This is a genomic window from Enterobacter sp. CRENT-193 (genome assembly GCF_002787395.1).
Classification (GTDB): Bacteria; Pseudomonadota; Gammaproteobacteria; order Enterobacterales; family Enterobacteriaceae; genus Enterobacter; species Enterobacter hormaechei_C.
This window is the reverse complement of the sequence record NZ_CP024812.1, coordinates 2,885,783-2,904,543: the sequence shown is the minus strand read 5'-3', so window position 1 is coordinate 2,904,543 and position 18,761 is coordinate 2,885,783. Positions and strand designations below refer to the sequence as shown.

At 49.6% G+C, this 18,761-nt stretch carries 14 protein-coding genes and 3 pseudogenes; 1 reads left to right on the top strand and 16 read right to left on the bottom strand.

Going from position 1 to position 18,761, the window contains the following annotated elements:
- Positions 1-10: 10 nt before the first annotated feature.
- From comJ to CU081_RS14485, 4 genes and pseudogenes are all read right to left on the bottom strand, one after another.
- Positions 11-508 carry a competence protein ComJ gene (gene comJ / locus CU081_RS14500; RefSeq protein ID WP_022651386.1) on the bottom strand — a complete coding sequence of 166 codons (498 nt, stop codon included), beginning with the start codon at positions 506-508 and terminating at the stop codon, positions 11-13.
- 164 nt (positions 509-672) lie between these two features.
- Positions 673-1,224: a hypothetical protein gene (locus CU081_RS14495; RefSeq protein ID WP_370993875.1), complete on the bottom strand. Its 552-nt coding sequence runs from the start codon at positions 1,222-1,224 to the stop codon at positions 673-675.
- Between the two features lie 71 nt (positions 1,225-1,295).
- Positions 1,296-1,772 (bottom strand): hypothetical protein, encoded by a 477-nt coding sequence (locus CU081_RS14490; RefSeq protein ID WP_032628402.1) that lies wholly within the window; start codon positions 1,770-1,772, stop codon positions 1,296-1,298.
- A 1-nt stretch (position 1,773) separates the two neighbouring features.
- A pseudogene (locus CU081_RS14485) lies at positions 1,774-2,997 on the bottom strand (RHS repeat domain-containing protein); the annotation flags it as partial.
- Here CU081_RS14485 and CU081_RS26560 point away from each other — a divergent pair.
- Positions 2,956-3,132: pseudogene (locus CU081_RS26560) on the top strand (hypothetical protein); the annotation flags it as partial. The pseudogenes CU081_RS14485 and CU081_RS26560 overlap by 42 nt on opposite strands.
- Positions 3,133-3,780: 648 nt before the next feature.
- Here the strand turns inward: CU081_RS26560 and CU081_RS14475 are convergent.
- The 12 genes and pseudogenes from CU081_RS14475 to CU081_RS14410 all read right to left on the bottom strand — a co-directional run bounded on the left by CU081_RS14475 (position 3,781) and on the right by CU081_RS14410 (position 18,745).
- On the bottom strand, positions 3,781-4,299 hold the full coding sequence (locus tag CU081_RS14475) for a hypothetical protein (protein ID WP_022651390.1): 519 nt from the start codon (positions 4,297-4,299) through the stop codon (positions 3,781-3,783).
- A gap of 949 nt (positions 4,300-5,248) precedes the next feature.
- Positions 5,249-5,812: a hypothetical protein gene (locus tag CU081_RS14460; protein WP_017384278.1), complete on the bottom strand. Its 564-nt coding sequence runs from the start codon at positions 5,810-5,812 to the stop codon at positions 5,249-5,251.
- Between the two features lie 8 nt (positions 5,813-5,820).
- Complete coding sequence (locus CU081_RS14455; RefSeq protein ID WP_022651392.1) at positions 5,821-10,245, bottom strand: RHS repeat-associated core domain-containing protein; 4,425 nt, start codon at positions 10,243-10,245, stop codon at positions 5,821-5,823.
- A 3-nt stretch (positions 10,246-10,248) separates the two neighbouring features.
- Positions 10,249-10,689, bottom strand: coding sequence for a DcrB-related protein (locus CU081_RS14450; protein ID WP_003860000.1), 441 nt, complete (start codon positions 10,687-10,689; stop codon positions 10,249-10,251).
- 208 nt (positions 10,690-10,897) lie between these two features.
- On the bottom strand, positions 10,898-11,404 hold the full coding sequence (locus tag CU081_RS14445) for a hypothetical protein (RefSeq protein WP_223831766.1): 507 nt from the start codon (positions 11,402-11,404) through the stop codon (positions 10,898-10,900).
- A gap of 1 nt (position 11,405) precedes the next feature.
- Positions 11,406-13,988, bottom strand: a complete 2,583-nt coding sequence (locus CU081_RS14440) for a type VI secretion system Vgr family protein (protein WP_022651394.1) — start codon at positions 13,986-13,988, stop codon at positions 11,406-11,408.
- Between the two features lie 159 nt (positions 13,989-14,147).
- Positions 14,148-15,248, bottom strand: a complete 1,101-nt coding sequence (gene tri1 / locus CU081_RS14435; protein WP_039268922.1) for an ADP-ribosylarginine hydrolase Tri1 — start codon at positions 15,246-15,248, stop codon at positions 14,148-14,150.
- A 38-nt stretch (positions 15,249-15,286) separates the two neighbouring features.
- Complete coding sequence (locus CU081_RS14430; RefSeq protein ID WP_022651396.1) at positions 15,287-15,667, bottom strand: immunity protein Tsi6 family protein; 381 nt, start codon at positions 15,665-15,667, stop codon at positions 15,287-15,289.
- 80 nt (positions 15,668-15,747) lie between these two features.
- A pseudogene (locus CU081_RS14425) lies at positions 15,748-16,071 on the bottom strand (ADP-ribosylglycohydrolase family protein); the annotation flags it as partial.
- 63 nt (positions 16,072-16,134) lie between these two features.
- Entirely contained in the window at positions 16,135-17,208 is a 1,074-nt protein-coding gene (locus tag CU081_RS14420) for a hypothetical protein (protein ID WP_022651398.1), read from the bottom strand.
- 22 nt (positions 17,209-17,230) lie between these two features.
- Positions 17,231-17,665, bottom strand: a complete 435-nt coding sequence (locus CU081_RS14415; protein ID WP_022651399.1) for a hypothetical protein — start codon at positions 17,663-17,665, stop codon at positions 17,231-17,233.
- 234 nt (positions 17,666-17,899) lie between these two features.
- Positions 17,900-18,745, bottom strand: coding sequence for a PAAR domain-containing protein (locus CU081_RS14410; RefSeq protein ID WP_232623487.1), 846 nt, complete (start codon positions 18,743-18,745; stop codon positions 17,900-17,902).
- Positions 18,746-18,761 lie beyond the last annotated feature (16 nt).

Genomic DNA, 18,761 nt, shown 5'->3' with positions numbered 1-18,761 from the left:
TTCATTCGATTTAGTTATTATTAACTTTAAAAAAACCCTCTTTTAGAGGATTGTATTTTTTCCCTCCCCAAGGGTCGTCTAATAAAAACTTAGCAGGGATTGCTTCTTTTTCAGGCACAAGAGTAAAATTATAATAAATCTCGTCCCCTTCACAAACCTCATAAAAGAGCGAATAAATCTTGCCGGTTACGTTAATGCTTACATCAAATTTCTCTGTCGCAGATGCGATCTGGATCTTATTTTTATCCGTAATAAAAAATGGAACAACAATGCAGCGTTGTGCATTTTGATCTAATTTAAAAGCATTATCTATTTTGATATTGACGTTTGCTCCAAATGCGTCCTCTGGTAATGGATCGAATACAACATAATCCTTGTGTAAAACAGCGCCTTGAGAAACATTACCTTTTCCCCACTGACTCAGCTTTTCGTCATAGTCTCTGGATCGTAACAATATTTGACTATGTGAAATTAGCAGATCTACTGTTTGCATGATCTTATCACTCATTATATTCCCTAGACTTTTATTCTTGTTCCATATGATTGTTATGGAAAAACATTACCAATACTCGAACCTGCACCAAAATTACTGCTTTTAGATATCAGTTATAAGTTGTGCCGTGCCGTTGGATTGGCAATGGACCCAGAAGATATATGAAGCATCAACACTATCTACACGCGCCAGCAAATCGTAGTTGTCCTGACCACTTTCGTCGACGTAGGTGAACAGCACATCCCCGTGCGCTTCCCCCAGTAGGCAGTCATTCCCAGACACACCGGGTGGTGATGGCTTGCCGGTTGGCTGTCCGCCCAGCTTCTGGCGTCGCGTTTTACTGATGCGGCGACCGAGCGGATCGTAGCGGAAGCTGACCTGCGTCTGCGGTTTGTTGCGGTTCCTCGGGTTTGGCCGTTATCCTTCTCTACAGTGCAAGCATGGGTATTATAACGCCAGCGAATATCATTCAGCTGCGCCAGGCGGTTGTGCGTAATGTTCTCAACAGAACCTTCGAGCGGGTTAGCGGCTGCATCCCAGCCCCCCTGCTCCTCTCCGGCCAGCGTGCCGTCCTGAACCAGGAGACGCCCGGCACTGTCTGTCGTACTGCCAGCGGTACCATTTGAGCGGGTTATCGTCCCGCTCTTCGCGCACCAAGTTATTGCGGTAGTAGTAATCCCAGCGGCGCTGCGACGGGCGCTGGGTATTTTACTTACGACAGTGGATGTCATGACGCCAGAGAATGCTTACCTAGGGTTTTATGTAAAGTAAATAATCCGAGGGATCAACCCTAACCCACACTTCAGCGTTTTATTTTTTGTGGGTTCCAATCAGAGTAATCAGCAACACGGATTTCATTAAGAACAAGATCTAGTGGAACATGTGCAATGCTATCTGCAATTTCATCATATGGCGCTGGCAACTCGAATGAAAAACCAAAGTCGTCATTTATAATAATACAGCCATTAAATATACGCTGTTTGTAAGTCAACCCTATTATTTCCCCCATCGTTTGGCCTGTTTGTAATATTTTATTATACCTCCCCTTATAGTTTACGTTACAACCAATAGAAATGATCGTTCCATCTTCAAGGGTAGCGATTGTCATTGTGTCATCTACAATATATGCAAGCCTTTTCTTATCATCAGGCAAGAAATAATCAAAGTAAGTTACCTTATAGCCAGCATATAACTCGCTTATGTACTTACTGATATTATCCCCCAAAAAAACGTTACCTAGTGCTCTTCCTGATAAAATATCAGCATTAAAATCAATCATTTTATACCCCCCCATTAAGTAAAACTCCGTCAACATAAACAGGTGAATCGGTTATTAAATCATAATTTTTAAACTCTCCATGACCAATTCTCCCATATACTACATCAGCACCATCAACTTCGCGATAAACTTTCCAGTAATCATTACCATGAATATTAGGTTGAGTTGGAGTCCCTCCGGGATGATAATCTAATTTGTACGTAGTACCTGATTTTGTTGTTTTGACATATTGAATATGTTGGATAGCTCCTGGTTTATTGGCTTGTGGATATGTTCTCGTCCAACCTTTGGATGTCAAAATATTATGAACATCAGCGGGTTTTTTCCCTGTTAATCTATCCACCCATCTTTGTGTTATACGATCTTTTTGAGAAAAACCACATTTTAACCCCCACGGATCCACCCACCCCAGCGCGTTCGGCGCATACTGGTAAAGGTTTATCCCCCCCGCCAGGCCTATCGGGTCCTGCTGCGTAAACTGCCCGCAGTCCGGGTCGTAATACCGGAACAGATTGTAGTGCAGCCCTGTCTCACGATCCAGGTATTGCCCCTGCATGCGCAGGTTCTGGGAATATCCTGATATCTGCGTCTCGCTTTCCCGTAGCAGCTTGCCCCAGGCGCTGTTTACCCCTTCCCAGCGCACCTGTCCTTCGCTATCCGTCATCCGCTCCGGCGTGCCGTTGGGCTGGCAGTGGAACCAGAAGATCTCCGGGGCATCAACGCCGTCAATACGTGCCAGCGGATCGTAGCTGTCCTGATCGCTGTAGACGTAGGTCAGCGGCACATCCCCGTGCACCTCCTGCAACAGCCGGAACCCTTCCCAGACAAACCGGGTGGTGACCGGCTTGCCGGTTGGCTGACCGCCCAGCATCTGGCGGCGCGTTTTGCTGATGCGTCGCCCGAGCGGGTCATAGCGGAAGCTGACCTGCGTCTGCGGCCTGTTGCGGTCCCGCGGCTGGCTGATGACCTCCGTCAGGCGGTGCTCGCCGTCGTAGCGGTAGTGCCAGCGGGTCTGGCCGTTATCCTTCTCCACGGTGCGGCCGTGGATGTCATAGCGCCAGCGAATGCCGTTCAGCTGCGTCAGACGGTTGTGCGTAACCTTCTCAGCAGATCCTTCGAGCGGGTTACCGGTAGTATCCCAGCGGTGCAACCAAGAGCACTGAAAATTACCGGTAACTATATCCCGGCGATGCAGGCGGCCAAGACGGTCATATTCGCTGCGGGTTCGTTAGTGTTAGTAGTTTGCGCCACGGTTGAATCCGATAATACTGAACTGGACGATGCCGACCGTGAAGAGTTTATGGAAGAGCTGGGTCAGGAAGGGCCAGGCGCGAAAGAAGGAGGCAAGATGCGTGCATAAGGAAAAGACTACATTGTTGAAGATGGCGATGTGATGAACTTCTTGTTTACGTTTAATTTTTATGAACGGGAAAAATCCACGCTTTCACGTACATTTTTTATTAGGGAGTCAAAAAAATATCTTAGAGATCTGACTTCTTGCTCACCTCCAAAGAAATGATTTGTGTAGTCGCAAGCTTTAACGTCTGAAAAGGCACCTCGATTAATCACTCAACAAGTAAGGCCAGACTCTAATACTTAGCGAGGCTGACACCACCGTTTCTTAGGAGAGGTCTGCCGGTCGACAATAATATATCTTCTAAATCCTTTTTTTGCGAGCGGGAATCGTTAAAAGTTTTGAATCGCATTTTATCATAATAAGCAGGGCCTGATCGAGACAACGCGTTACGCTTCATGCCATTTAAATAAAACCAATCATACCAGCCATTTTGGTTTTCCACATAGCTAAAGACAACAACCCCTTCTTCGTTCAGATGATTTTTAAGTAATAGAAAAATGTGCCTCGTGGCAGTGCAGGCAAAGAAGCTTTTGCCCTAAGCATCAAATAGGGTTACAACGGTTAATAATGGCTTTTTATCGGTTAACACAAAAATTAACTCGCGTGTTGTAAGACCATTGCATAATCTAAAATGGTATGCTGAAAATTTTTTTACCCTTTAGCAATGATAACGTTTCTATGATTTGTTCCATTCTTTATCCAGAACATTTCATCTTGAGGTAACGTTCCATTACCGCAGAAATCAACAAGCTCACCTTGCCAACCATCAGGAACATATTTTTGATAATGCATACTTTCAACATACTCCGAATATAGTCTTTTATTATCAAAATCTATAAGCGAATCCGGCATAAGATCATATATATCCCACCAAGTTGTTTTTTGCGAAAGCCTACTAAAAAACTCATCAGCTATGTCATCCTTATCGAATGAATAGCCATCTTTAATTAACCCATCAATAAAAATCTGCGCGTTTTCTTCATTTACTACGGGTATGTTATATCTTTCCTTATGGACATCCTGTAGATTTATTTCCACCCCACTTTTCACAAAATCCTCTATCCATTTAATTCTATCTAAAACCCACATTTCTTTGAACGCCACGAACCAATAATATATTCCTTCTTTCTTTACTATCACAAGGAGATCATCATCTTTATTAATATTCATATAGTAACCTATTTTACATTACCGGAGCCTGGAATCGCTACTTCTTCAAGCCATTCTGCCCATACTGATGGTAATACATACGATCTACCTGGCGTTGTTGGATCAACGTGCTTAGGAGCCAATCCCCCTTGATTTAACGGATTAAGCATGCGTCAGGGGGTTGTGCGTGTCCTTTCCAGCAAGTCGTTCGAGGTGGATTACCAGCAGACGATCGCAGTTGTCATAATTTCATTATTGCGTACAGCTGGTAAAAGACTTTTAAATGCTCAGAGTCTAATATCTAAAGACTTTACACTTAAAAGAATGAGCATGACGTAAAGAAAAAGGTAAGTTGCGTGCAGAAAGCATAAAATCAAATCGTTAAAAATGGCGATGGGATGAACTTCTTGTTTAAAGTTTGATTTGTTTTTTATGAAAAAAACGAACTTGCGCACCCTTAGGAAAATAGAACTCAAGGTATTTTTCAGCTCTGTCTTGAAACGTTCGTTCTTTGACGTAGTTATAAGAATCATTAAAATATTTGTACGCTTCATCAAATTGATTCAACTCATAAAAAACCATGCCGAGGTCGATTAACGGCGCTGTCTCTATATCCGATCCACGTGTACTAAGTATCCTCTCCCCCCATTTTTTCGCCTCATCGTTCTCCTTGAGAGCAAAGCAAGCACTGTACATGTACGCAGAGTTGCAGTTGGCAATTTTCCATTCGATCTGCGGCTCAGGAAGAGCCTGCCGGACATTTTGTTATTGCTCTAAAGCCTCGGCTTATTTTTTTATCATGAAATTCGTTTCCTTTTTCTACAAGAGATGTAAATATTATTCATGTGTTTATTCATTAGCAATAGCAAATAAACCTCCTCACCTATAAAAAGGGGAATAAGAAATAAATGCTTTTAGAAGCAAGGAGGTATCTAAGACAGTAAATCTTTATTATTAAAAAACTTAAAAACTAACCAAAAAAGAATTTCTTAAACCCTTCAACCTCAACATCTTTTAGTTTAGTTTTAAGCATCACATCGATATCTTCCAGAAAATCTTCTCTTAAATTAAATTCATCATCTGTAGCATCACCATCATAATTATTTTGTTCCATCTCAATAGCAGAACAAAAAGCATTCAAAAAGTCAGCTAAGGAACCAGAAATTATAAAGTTTCGTTTTTGAATGCTACCATAAACAGGAGATGTTAGATTTTGGGTGTCACAAAAAAGAACGTCACCATTTCTTTCAGCAAAGATTATATATTCATCGCGCCAAGCCGTATCATTTTGAACTCGCCAACCGGATAATATTTCGTTGAGATCTTGAGGTTCAATAATCTGTAAATAAAAAGTACCATCAAATGTTGGACTGTCATTTAAAATCAAATGACGATAAAAAAAATCAACCTCCCCATTTAAATTCACGGGAAAAGAAGTCTCATTTTCATCGTCTGTATAGTCTATCTCTCCCATATTCAATTCATTCATTTTAAATTTGTTCACAAGATCTTGGACTGCATTTTTTATGTTCATCTTTCCACCTATAATTGCTTACATCGTTGTCTAGATTTTAGTGTTCTTTCTCTATCGATTAAGCGCCCACGCGTCGAGTTCTTAGTATTCCCTCTATGTCCTTGATCACCATGGACATGCTCATTGAACTTGTCGGGATGGTTATGATTTTTCAAGAATACAATGTTCCTCGGATCACCTTGCCATTTGGAACCAAGTGTACCATTGCCTTCTACCGAATTGATATGATGCCCGGTATAACCTGCCCGGGACATCACAGAGGTTAGGCTCTTGTTGGGAGTCTTCAAAATTAAATCCCTCTCTTGCGCTGTCCAATTTCTTGTGCCAGCCCCACCATCCTGCAATAAGGCTTTTTCTTGCACCCATGCCCTAGAAATAGCAGAGCTTCTAGCTCCACCTTGAGCAGAAAGAGAATCATGTGGCCGGTAACGAATGAGATCGTCAGGAGTCAACCCCCACGGATCTGCCCACCCCAGCGCATTCGGCGCATACTGGTAAAGGTTTATCCCCCCCGCCAGCCCTATCGGGTCCTGCTGCGTAAACCTTCCGCAGTCCGGGTCGTAATACCGGAACAGATTGTAGTGCAGCCCTGTCTCGCGGTCCAGGTATTGCCCCTGCATGCGCAGGTTCTGGGAATATCCTGATACCTGCGTCTCGCTTTCCCGCAGCAGCTTGCCCCAGGCGCTGTTTACCCCTTCCCAGCGCACCTGTCCTTCGCTATCCGTCATCCGCTCCGGCGTGCCGTTGGGCTGGCAGTGGAACCAGAAAATCTCCGGAGCATCAACGCCGTCAATGCGCGCCAGCGGGTCGTAGCTGTTCTGATCGCTGTAGACGTAGGTCAGCGGCACGTCCCCGTGCACCTCCTGCAACAGCCGGAACCCTTCCCAGACAAACCGCGTGGTGACCGGCTTGCCGGTTGGCTGGCCGCCCAGCATCTGGCGGCGCGTTTTGCTGATGCGTCGCCCGAGCGGATCGTAGCGGAAGCTGACCTGCGTCTGCGGCCTGTTGCGGTCCCGCGGCTGGCTGATCACCTCCGTCAGGCGGTGCTCACCGTCGTAGCGGTAGTGCCAGCGGGTCTGTCCGTTATCTTTCTCCACGGTGCGGCCGTGGACGTCATAGCGCCAGCGAATGCCGTTCAGCTGCGTCAGCCGGTTGTGCGTAACCTTCTCAGCAGATCCTTCGAGCGGGTTACCGGCTGCATCCCAGCGCCACTGCTCCTGTCCGGGCAGCGTGCCGTCCTGAACCATCAGCCGGCCTGCGCTGTCGTACTGCCAGCGGTACCAGCTGAACGGGTTATCGTCCCGCTCTTCGCGCACCAGGTTATGACGGTAGTCGTAATCCCAGCGGCGGGACCAGCGGCGCGGCGACGGGCGCTGGGCATTGCCGGTAAAAACGTCCCGGCGGTGCAGTCGGCCGAGGCGGTCGTATTCGCTGCGGGTGGTCAGCAGCCCCTGCGTGCGGCTGGTCTCGCGGTGAAGCTCGTCGCGGGTAAAGTCGGAGACCGACAGCTTATCGAGGGCAATGCTGAGCAGATGCCCGCTGCCGTAGTAGAACTGTTTCAGCTCGCGGCCATCGGGCAGCGTGACGGAGGTGCGGTTGCCCAGCGCATCATATCCCCACGCCAGATCACCATGCTCGCCCGCTTCGCGCGTGACGCGCCCGAGCGCGTCATACTCAAACACAAGCTCCTGCTCTGCCTCGGTGGTCCACACGTCGGCTGAAAGCGCAGGATGAAGCCCAATCCGGCTCAGAAGGCCGGACGGCGTGTAATGGTAGCGGGTCTGCCCTTCCGGCGTGGTGCGGGCGACCAGCTGGCCGCTCGCGCTCCAGGCAAAGGCATGGGTGATGGCCTCCGGATGACCGGCGGCAAAGGTGCGCGCAATCGTGCGCCCGCAGGCGTCATAGCGATACTGCGAGGCCACGCCATCAAGCCCCACCTCTTCCAGCAGCAGCGAGTCTGGCCCCCAGCGGAACTGATACGCTTCGCCGTTCTCGTTTTCCAGGGCAATCAGACGCCCGCGGCTGTCCCAGCGGCGGCGCACCTCTTCACCCTGCGTATTACGGGTGGCGGTTAAGCGCCCTGCCTCGTCGTATCTGAACTCGCTCTCTTTCCCATCGGCGCCCGCATGCTTCACCGGCAGGCCACGTTCGTTCCATTTGAGCGACTCGGTCCAGCCTTCTGGTCGGTCGAGCTGCACCGGACGCCCTGCGGCGTCGTAGCGGTAGCGAGTCTCTTCACCGTCGGCGGCTGTCTCAGCCACCAGCCAGCCCAGCGGATGATAACGGTATTGTGTCACACGGCCCGAACAGTCCGTCGCACGCACCATCTGCCCGGCCTCGTTGTACTCCTGGTAGCGGCTGTTCCCGGCGGCATCGACTTCTTCCACAACCTGACCAAACTCGTCCCGACGCAGCAGCGTGGTCTGCCCCATCGGGTCCACCACGCGCTTCAGCCCGTGATGTTCGTCGTACCAGAACCGGGTGGCGCTGCCGTCAGCTTCGATAATGGCCGCGGGAAGCGCGCGGTGCTCCAGCCAGGTGGTGGTGCGGGTGTTGCCGTCGGCGTCGATCTCCTGCACCCGGTTGCCCATGTCGTCATAGACGAAGGTAACGGCATTACCCAGCGGATCGATGCGACGCGTTAGGAGTTCGTTGTCATCCCACTCGTAGCGCCAGTTCTCACCGCTCTCGTCAACGTAGCGAACAATGAGGTTTTGCGCGTTCCAGTAATGCTTTCGCGTCTGACCGTCGTAGTGTTCGACGGTCGTCAGCCCGGCGGCTAGATCATAGGTAAAGCGACAGCCGTCGCCGGTGCTGGTGCGGTTTTCCACCACGCGCCAGTGGTCGAATTTTTGCCAGCGGTATTCGCTCTCCAGCCCCCCCGGCAAGCGGTGCCAGGCCATCAGGCCGTGGTCGTTGTAACGGTATTCACGCGTCACCACGCCGGAGGCATCCGTCGCGCTCGCCAGCTGGCCGCGCGCATCGTACCCCCACTGCATCAGCGGCCAGGTTTTGTTGCCGTCGAGATGGCTGGCTGCGGTAACACGCTGCGGGAAACGTTCATCGTCATAGCGCAGGGTGACGTCGATGGCCCGCGGCTCATCATGGATACCAACCAGCCTGCCGTGCTCGTCCCACGCCGTCAGCAGCGCATTGCCGTACTCGTCGCTGAGGGAGGCCAGGCGCAGGATGGAGGGGTTAGCGCGGGTCGGTTTATACAGACGCCACACCGCGCCGTCATCGTCGGCTATCGCCACGTCGCCGCTCTCATTGCGGCGGATAATGATGCCTTCGCTGATGCTGTAAAACGCGCGGTCGACCGGCGGCAGTTCAAAGCTCAGCTCGCGCCCGGTTTCATCGAACCAGGTGGCATTGTTTTCTTCCAGCGTCAGATAGCTGTCAAAGGTGGTAGCCCAGCCCAGACCGAAAAGCCCTTCGCGGGTGGTCAGGCTGTTGTAGCTGCGCTGCCAGCGCAGCGGAAAGCGCCCCGGCAGCGAGAAATCGAGTTCGTCGTCGTCATTCAGCACCTTCACGCCGGTAGCAGCGTGAACCGGGTGCGAGGAGCCGAACACGGCGTTGACGGCCATATCAGCCAGCATCCCGCCACCGGCAGCAGCCAGCGCGCAGGGCATGTTTTTCAGGATCTTGCCCGGACGCCCGCGCAGCAGGGAGAGCGCAATCATCCCCAGCGCCAGACCCGGCGTTTTGCCGCTTTTGATGTCGCGGACCGTGAGCGTGTCACCGCCGATGATCACGTTAGGGGAGACGTCGTCGGAAACGGTGCCCTCGCAGGTGGTGCGATCTTTTGCGCGCACCGCAGGCTGTCCGTTGATGAAGACGCTTTTCGAGCCTTCCGCCAGATACTGCGGCCCGGAGTGTTTATCACACGCCACCTTGTCTTCTTCCAGCGGCGAGGTCCCCGCGGCGGCAGAGGCGACGCTGGGCTGCCACATCTCGCTGCCGAACTGTCCGGCAGCGGAGAGCAGCATGCCCGCGTAGTCGGCAAAGCTGCCCGGCGACTGCGGCTCAGGGGACGGGGTATCGGCAGGCGTTAACGTCCCGGCTGCGCGTGCAGCGGGAAGTTTATTTGTCAGAACGTTGCTCGAACCGGTGGTGATTTTGCCCGCGGGCGACGGCGGGAAAAGCGCGTTACCCAGCCCTTCAGCGGCGTTGCTGATATCGTCGGTGATCCCGGCGACGTTCGCCAGAACCCCGCCGATAATGCCGCTCAACAGACAGCTGGATCCAATCGCCGCCACGCCTGCCGCTGCGGCCCCGGCTCCCAGCAGTGGGGCCGCGACGGTCGCTGCTGCGCCCACCGCCGCGCCAATCACCGCATAGGCGGCACCTTCCGCCACAATGCTGGTAATATCAGCAAAAATGCTGGAGTGAATAATCTCGTCGCCCTTACGGGCCGCGTTGTTATCGCTCATGCCTTACACATTCCGGTTGTCGTTTAGCGTCAGACTTTTCTTCAGTGCGCTCCAGCGCGCCTCGTCCTCTTCCGTAAAGGCTTTTAAGGCCGAGAGGGTAAAAATCATCAGTACCGGTTTGCCTGGCGTCTGCACGGCCAGCTGTTTTTGCCACAGGCGCTGGCCGTTACGGTCAAAGGTGGTCTCAACTTCTATCCCATCAATGTTGCCGGCAGGCCCGGCTTTTACGTACTGAAATTCGCTCTGGGCGATCTCACCCATCTGAGGACGCAGCACGTCCCACTGGCGGTGAAACTCTTGTTCGTAGTTGCTGCCGTCCGGGATAACGCCGCGACTGACCACCACGGACAGCCCGCTTTCGTCATCGCGAATGATGTTCATGCTGTTGTCCTGCCAGGCGGCAGGAAAAAGGGTAAAGGAACCTTCCTGGAGGGTGTATTTCATAAGTGAACTCGGGATGATTTATTAGAAAAATAAAATTAAAAGCGCTAAAATTTATACCGCCAATATTAATTACTGCTTAGCGACTCAGAGAAATATGATCATTAGAACGTTAGCACTTTCTTTTTTTCCGCAAAAACTTTAGGGGCAGCGATATTATTAGCCGTTTGATAATTATCTTCTTTCACAGCCCGTAAAATTGCCTCGCAACTTATTGTTCGTAGCGTGACATAACTACCCTGCCCAGGCATTCCTGATTCAGAACTGGAAAGCTAAATGCCCATGCCAGCCCGCGTTCATCGGTAGGGGTGCGATATCCAACTGATTGTCCCGGCGTGTTTCCGCGAGGGATATTAGACAATTTCAGATCCGGAAAATGAGATTTGACTTGATCAAGAGTAATACATGGTTGATTAACTACGAAAGAAACCAAAGATACGCTGTTATCACCATTTCCCCATAAACGAACATCCACATTACTGATCCGTGTGCCATCAGTTAACGTAAAGGGAGCTGAAGTATAACGGTCTTCTTTCTCCTGTGTATTATTAATCAGCGGTTGGTTAAACAGTTTACTGACATCCTCAACTTGTTTACCCCACACTGATTTCATTTCTTTAATCATTTGCCACAACGAATCTTGATTCATTTTATTATGCCCTGCATAGGTAAATATTGAAAATAGTGGAAGAACAATGAGGAATGTAGCTTTAATCATCCTACTTTCCATAGAATCCTCCATAGTAATCATTATAATTTAGATTAGTCCCTGAGGCTATTTCGCCTTTACCATACACTTTTCCTATTGCTTTGGCTGCATCAATGCGAGATAACTCACCACTTACCATTTTATCATAGGCAGAATTATATGCTTTTAGGTTTTCGGCACTTCCCGCTATATCAATATCAATACCGCCGTTTGCAAGGATCTCGCGTTGTATTTTAATGTTATTCAGCGTTGCTCCACCTTCATCCATAAGCTGGCTGTTGATGAAGCTTTCCTTACTCGAAGAATCTACCGCAACAGGATAAGTTGCATGCCCTGCCTCATGTGCCAGAGTTTGCACCGTTGTGGCTGTATCTTCCATGTGTTCAGGGTCCATGACAATCAATTTGTTATTCGTATCAGCGTAACTCCCCCCTCCTGCTGCTCCCGGCTGAATAGCCCACCCTTTATCTTTTAGATCTTTTAATTGTGTCTGAAGCGTTGGTGACTTATTGATTTCCTTAACTACATCTTCACTGAAGGGCATCACATCAGAGTTGTAGGAATTATTTTGATAGACGTAACTCCCTTTTAATGGTGGCGCTGATGCAAATTTTGTTGTTGGTTTTGGTCTGGTTGCTGCTGGCGCTGAAGCTGCGGGAGCCGGATTCTTAGCACTTTTATTCGGAGAAAACTTCTCCTGCACCGCCGCATCAATATCCCCTTTATGCCCCGATCCCGGCGCCGTTGTGCCCGGCTTGGTGCCCGACGTATTCAGATGCAGCTTACCGCCTGTGGTGATATACCCATCCCCTTCCACAAAGAAGTTAAACTCTTTGCCGATCAGGTTAATTTTGCCGTTAGCGTTAAGCTCAATAGCACTCTCGCCCGAGACCAGCCGCAGCTTCGTCCCGGAAGCAATGACGTACTGCTCCACCGCTGCATCCAGCTTGCCTTTACCCGTAAGGATCTCGGTTCCGCCTTTCACGGCCTGGATCTGATTAGCCTCCACGCGATGCAGCTCATTTTTCTTCACGTAATGGCTGCGCGCGCCGCCAACGGTGTGCGTTTCATCATTTTTAACGCTGGTGTCCAGATTACGCTCGGCCTGGATCCACACCTGCTCTGCGCCCGCCTTGTCCTCAAAGCGCAGGGCGTTGGCGTTGTCCACGGAACCGTCTTTTGTCCGGCTCATAAAGCCCATCTGCGTCGCCGCAGCCGGCAGCGCCCACGGCGGCATGCTTGCCTCGTTATACACGCGACCGGTGATAATCGGACGGTCCGGGTCGCCGTTGATAAAGTCCACCACCACCTCATCGCCGACGCGCGGGATTTGCACCCCGCCGTAGCCCTGGCCCGCCCACGCGCTCGACACACGCACCCAGCAGGAGCTGGTGTCATCGCCCTTCGCCAGACGGTCCCAGTGGAACTTCACCTTCACGCGACCGTATTTGTCCGTCCAGATACTCTCCCCCTGCGGCCCCACCACTTTCGCCGTCTGCGGGCCGTAGGTCCGCGGCCACGCCGTGGACTGTGCCGGACGGTAGGACACCGACGCCGGGATAACGGTGAAATCGGTGCGGTGAATGGTCTCCCCCTCACCGCTCGCGTAGCGGTTCTCCTCGAAATGGTAGCCCGCCGCCGTCACCAGATACTCGCCGTTATCGCTGAAGAACGGCGCGTTGGTGAGGGTAAAAATGTGGCCCGGCGCAATGCCCGCCGCCGTGGCCGTCGCCTGAATCTGCTGATGCTCCACCTGCCAGCGCTCCTGACGAATGCGGGCGTAGAACTCCGCATGCCCTGTCTCCACAAAGCGACCCGGCCAGTCGTACACGTCGATGCTGCCCGGTTTCGGTGACGCCGGGTTCTGCTGCGCCTGGAAAAGCCACGCGTTCGGCTTGCGGAAGTCATAGTCATCGAGGCTGTAAATCCCCGGCGTCACGCTGTCCTCCAGCGCCCACTGGCTGATACCCTCTTCGTCCGTACTGCCGCCGGACGGCGTCTGATGGTAAGGAATGACCTCATAGCCGCTGAACGGCTGGTGCTGGGTGGCGGCGTCGGTCAGTACCAGGGTATGCTTGTCCGCCTCGTGGCTGAAGTAGTACGCAATCCCCTCCAGCTCCATCAGGCGGCTGATGAAGTCCAGGCTCGATTCCTGATACTGCACGCAGTAGTCCCACACCCGGTAGCTGCCGGTGAGTTTGTCTTCGAGGTTAACCTGATGCTCACCCAGCAGGGTTTTGACAATCTGCGGTACCGTCTGGCCCTGGAAGATACGCAGGTTACGGTCGCGCTTCATTGGCCACAGGTCCGGCTCCACCGTCAGCTGGTACACCGCATAGCGGGTGCCCGTCAGCTCCACGGCGCTCACCGCCACGCGGGTAATCTTGCCGTTAACATAGCGGGAGGTCAGCAGATTCTGCGTCGGGATGGTCACCGTGACCGGCTGGCCGAGCAGCCTGCTGCGGTCGATGCGCGCGTCTGTGCCGAGCACGGTCAGCGTCAGCGCGAACGACTCGGACATCGCCTCGCGGCCGGAGAGTTTCCAGAAGAGCAGCCCCTCAACCGGGAGCTGGACGGTAATTCGGTTGAGCATAATCTTTATTCCACTATGGACGAATCTCAGTGCCAGAAGTTAACTCATCTCAGTATGCAAAGCGGAAACGCCGTTGATGTGATAATGAGTAGCTGTAAGATTGACTTCGCTTGCCACAAAATAAAACTACTTTTCCTGTAGTTTCATTGAGATAAACAGTTATAAGAAAGTGTCTTCGGGGGCTCTATCGAACAATTCACCAGCCATTTTGGCGATACGTTCATGTTGTACAAGATTGTTTTTCCACTCCTGCGGAATACCGGAATAACCATATAATGCTCCAGCTATTTGTCCCGCCGTCGCCGCAACGCTGTCAGCATCATCGGCAAGGTTGGCTGCCAGCAGAATGGCATCACGGAAATTATCCGTATTCCATACGGACCACATCGCGGCTTCAAGCGTATCGATAACATAACCACTTGAACGAATCTGATCGCGAGTTTTTTGCTTATATTCACCCGCGTTGATAATCATTACGCGTGGCTGAAGCGGCATAACGTGCGGAGAAAAAACAAAATCTTTATTGCTACCGTTAATCATATGCACAAGCAAATAACTTAAATACTGCGTGCTATTGATTGCTTCCGCGGCACCGTGTGTTGCGATACATTGTTTTTTAGCTTCATAAAATGCTTTGCTTAATGACTTTCTAAAAAAAATAGAGACAGGGGCTTGTCTGATAATGGAAGCATTACCCGCAGTTTCTGGAGCAGTATTGCCGCTCCATCCTGGGCCAATTGTTAAATATTGCTCTAAAGCAAATCGCGTTGTATTACCTATATCAAAACAGACGCCATTTGAACTGTTATAACCATGCTGATACCATTCCAGAAGCTTATTCCTGAAACATATAGTATCAGCATCGCCTTTCTCAAGAAGCGTTTCCGCAAGACATAATGCCATGGATGTATCATCCGTCCATTCGCCTGCACGAAGTTGAAATGGCCCACCTCCTGTCATATCTTTGACGTATGCTCTGTCACGAGGCAAAAATTCGAGCGTCGTACCTACAGCATCTCCAACAGCAAGACCAATAAGCGTACCTACCGCACGATCCCGTGATTGCGCTAGTGAGATATTACATGGTGGTGGTAAATCCCATTGTTTTTGTACATCACTATTTAAGGATGACTCTAATGGCTTATTATCATACGTATACTGCATCCTTCGCTGGACTGAAGGTCTGCTAATGGGTAAGTATTTACGATATCTATCAACATATTTTAACAAGGCATTTAAATCAGCATGTAAGTCAATCACCTTTCACCCATAATAAAAAATATTATTCATATGAAATACTAAAATTCATCAGGGAATTTCTTCATGAGGTTTTGTTTCTTTTTATTATAGTTGGTATCGACCTCATGCGGCAGCCTAACCTTTAACCCTCGGCGGATTTGATCCACAATAAACCAGGCATCTGACAACCTTTCAAAAAACAACTCATCAGAATGATCAAACTCCTTCCCTGCATACATACCGAACGTCATATCCCATAATTTCGCTCTATCCTTTTCCTTGCCTTCGATTAAATCCCGTAGAAATAATAATTGTTGTACAATAGAGTCGTACATTTGCAAAAGCGGGGATTGGGGATCACGATTCTTGACGTCTGCATATCTTTTCTGTGCTAAAGTTAATGCTCTATCAACGTAACCAAACATTGTCATTTCATTCATTGCAGTAGATTCAGTTAACTAAAAATTCCATACCTGATCGCAAGTCATCATATGCCCTCGCTTACCCTTGGTAATTCTAACTATAAAAAATTATCCTCAGGTGCTCTATCGAATAGTTTACCCGCCATTGTGGCAATACGTTCGTGTTGTACGAGTTTATCTTTCCAGTCCTGCGGGATAGCGGAATAACCATACAACGCCCCCGCTATTTGTCCCGCCGTCGCCGCAACGCTGTCAGCATCATCGGCAAGGTTGGCTGCCAGCAGAATGGCATCACGGAAATTATCCGTATTCCATACGGACCACATCGCAGCCTCAAGCGTATCGATAACATAACCACTTGAACGAATCTGATCGCGAGTTTTTTGCTTATATTCACCCGCGTTTATGATCATGTTTCTGTGCAACAAAAATAAAACCACATTTCTATGGTTTTATTTAGATGGCCATGAATTAACTTTGTCAGCTCATCGTTTTTCTATGCGAAACGTAGAAAGAATAATTTCCATACATCGTTTATTGGTTTCGTAATAATAATCCCGATGATTACGATGGGGCCCAACCACCTCAACGTAACACCATAAATCATTAATTTTGAAGATACGCATGTCGTAATAAGCCCTGATATTCTCAGCAGCGCTGACAACCTCTCCAGTACAGCTATAAAGATCGCCTGTAAACGTGAGATTGATATCATTTGGAATGCTGGCAATGTCCGACGTCGCAAGAGAGACCGCACTATCGTGACGGTTAAAACGCGCAGTTGCTACTTCGAAAATAGCCTGCGCAGAAGGATAATCAGTCTGACGGAAAAGACAGAAATTAATCACTCCATGGTTGACATTACCTAACGTGTGTTCAATTACCAGACGATTATCATCCAGTGTACTCACCTGCCATGAATCCGGAATTTTAAATCCACTGTCATTTTTGTTGCTAAGGCTAACTGTTTTCAACAGTTCTGAAAGCATCATATTGCTGCGATGCATTAAATCCCAGTTGATAGCAATCAGGAAAATAGTATCGGCGATCGAGTTGTAATCCTTAGAACCACAAGCCGTTTTCAAAAGGAAGTAATTCCCTCCACCATTTACAGGATTATAATCCTTTTGCACCGTATACCGTGAAACGACCTCATCACCCGATGGCATCTTTTTAATGGACAGGATATCCGCAAATTTCCCACTTCCTGAAGGATGCGTAATTATCCTCTGGCTCAGTACTTTCTCGCCCATTAAGTCGAGCTTATTGATAAGCCAGTCTGACGCATTCATCTCCCACTGGCAGTGTTCATACGCAGCCCAGACTTCAATATAGGGGCCGGTGTCATCGGCGATGTATCGTCCAATATTCGTCAGTCCAACCTCCTGAAACGTGACCGGTTTTAACTCTGCTGGCTTAACATTCTGTGGTAACAGTAGCCAGTAATGGAACATCTCTTTTTCTCCGGAGGTATAGAGACATTTCCAGAATTTTTCCCGAATCTCTTTTTCCTGATCCTTCATCTCGAGAGGAAAAAGATATTTTTTTTCAGTAACCATAATGCAACCTCACTCGTCGCGCTTACTTAAGCCATAAACCCGAAAACATAAGGAAGCTTCCGAGGGTAATTAAGCTTTTAGCAAAGATAAGTAAGCCAGGCGCCACGGCACGTGTCATAGATGATAATTTTTCATAATTTTCTGCGTTGTATCTTTTGTGCCCCCCCATAATCCCGGAAAATAACGTGCACAGCAGGACTACTGTGACCTTTAATCCCCAGACGCACAGGAAAGACATGGATAAGATGATCGAATAATGTTTGGCCGTTGCGACGGAAAATAATGACATTGACTGAGCAAGCCATTTCAACGTAAAGCCAATGACGACTGTAGCCACTAGCACCAGAACGAACATCAACCCAGCCAGGAGCCATTGTTTTTTGTTAAATAAATCTTTTCCATTCCAGATTAGCGCTAGCGTCCAAATCATAAAGAGAATAAAGAAAAACCAATGCATTACAACGTTCCCCATTTACACATTTTAATCTCCTACCAGGACTGTAACACAGCCCGTCTTAATCACACCATCGCCACTGCCCGCCGCTGGAGAAGGCTTGCTCTCATCATCGTCATAAATCCAGTCAAGGATCGGTTTGAGAGCCAATTTGATACTGGCATCCCCTCCCAGACCAAGCGCCACTGCAAGCTCACCTGATAACTTGAGGTTAAACGAATAATCTGTACTATCAATCTAGGTTCCCACGCCAGCAGAAGCGCCAGCGCTCCCTGCACTCCCTGAAAGTTTGCCATCGGCAACGACTACGCCATAAAAATCGGCTTTAGCCGTCGCTTCTCCTTTAACCGCCGCTGCTTCTGCGCCAAGTTCCACATTAAAACCATAACGTCCTTTATTACCGTCGTACATTTCACTGACAGCCTTCGCTTCAGCGGTTGCCAGATACACGTCTCCACCAACCCCGCCGTATTGCTCCCCTTCTTTTCCAATGCTACCCGAGGCGCCATATTGTATCGCAGTAGCGTTAGCATTAAGGTTGATAGCCCCGTAATCGGCCCTATCTGTCACTAACGTGCCGCTGGCATTCGCCACCCCTACTTTAGTACGTACCTCGCCTTTATATTTATCCTGGCTTTGTGTATTCCCGACCGTGATATCGGCAAGTGCGAATCCGGCTGAAGCCGTATCGGGTTTTCCAAAGCCGGATTTATCTTCAAGGCTTGCATAGGCGCCAAGCACACGGGCGTCGTAAACATCACCATGTATAGCACCATCTTTACCCGCATCCTTCGCCGCCGTTCCGCCCCAGTATTGCGGAGGTGCCGCTTGAGTGGATGCGACCGCAGGGGTCGCTGAGGTATTGCAACCCGTCTTGTCACCTTCCCTGGCGAGAGGCAAACCGTTCACAAATACCGTTGTTGAACCACTGAGAATACTTCCCTGACCATGTTGGGAGCATGAAAGCGGGTCGCCTTTTCGTGCTGCCGGAAATCCGCCAATAATTACGTTAGAACTTCCGCTTTGAATTGGGCCAGTATGTGCACTGGAATCAATGCGCGCTCTGGCGGCTGGTTTTCCCATAATAGCGTTCTCTGTA

Coding starts and splice junctions, on each gene's coding strand:
- CU081_RS14445 (WP_223831766.1), bottom strand. CDS start 11,404: ATGATTAAAGCTACATTCCTCATTGTTCTTCCACTATTTTCAATATTT.
- comJ (WP_022651386.1), bottom strand. CDS start 508: ATGAGTGATAAGATCATGCAAACAGTAGATCTGCTAATTTCACATAGT.
- CU081_RS14415 (WP_022651399.1), bottom strand. CDS start 17,665: ATGCATTGGTTTTTCTTTATTCTCTTTATGATTTGGACGCTAGCGCTA.
- CU081_RS14455 (WP_022651392.1), bottom strand. CDS start 10,245: ATGAGCGATAACAACGCGGCCCGTAAGGGCGACGAGATTATTCACTCC.
- CU081_RS14490 (WP_032628402.1), bottom strand. CDS start 1,772: ATGATTGATTTTAATGCTGATATTTTATCAGGAAGAGCACTAGGTAAC.
- CU081_RS14475 (WP_022651390.1), bottom strand. CDS start 4,299: ATGAATATTAATAAAGATGATGATCTCCTTGTGATAGTAAAGAAAGAA.
- CU081_RS14495 (WP_370993875.1), bottom strand. CDS start 1,224: ATGACATCCACTGTCGTAAGTAAAATACCCAGCGCCCGTCGCAGCGCC.
- CU081_RS14430 (WP_022651396.1), bottom strand. CDS start 15,667: ATGAATGAAATGACAATGTTTGGTTACGTTGATAGAGCATTAACTTTA.
- CU081_RS14410 (WP_232623487.1), bottom strand. CDS start 18,745: ATGGGAAAACCAGCCGCCAGAGCGCGCATTGATTCCAGTGCACATACT.
- CU081_RS14440 (WP_022651394.1), bottom strand. CDS start 13,988: ATGCTCAACCGAATTACCGTCCAGCTCCCGGTTGAGGGGCTGCTCTTC.
- CU081_RS14450 (WP_003860000.1), bottom strand. CDS start 10,689: ATGAAATACACCCTCCAGGAAGGTTCCTTTACCCTTTTTCCTGCCGCC.
- CU081_RS14460 (WP_017384278.1), bottom strand. CDS start 5,812: ATGAACATAAAAAATGCAGTCCAAGATCTTGTGAACAAATTTAAAATG.
- CU081_RS14420 (WP_022651398.1), bottom strand. CDS start 17,208: ATGGTTACTGAAAAAAAATATCTTTTTCCTCTCGAGATGAAGGATCAG.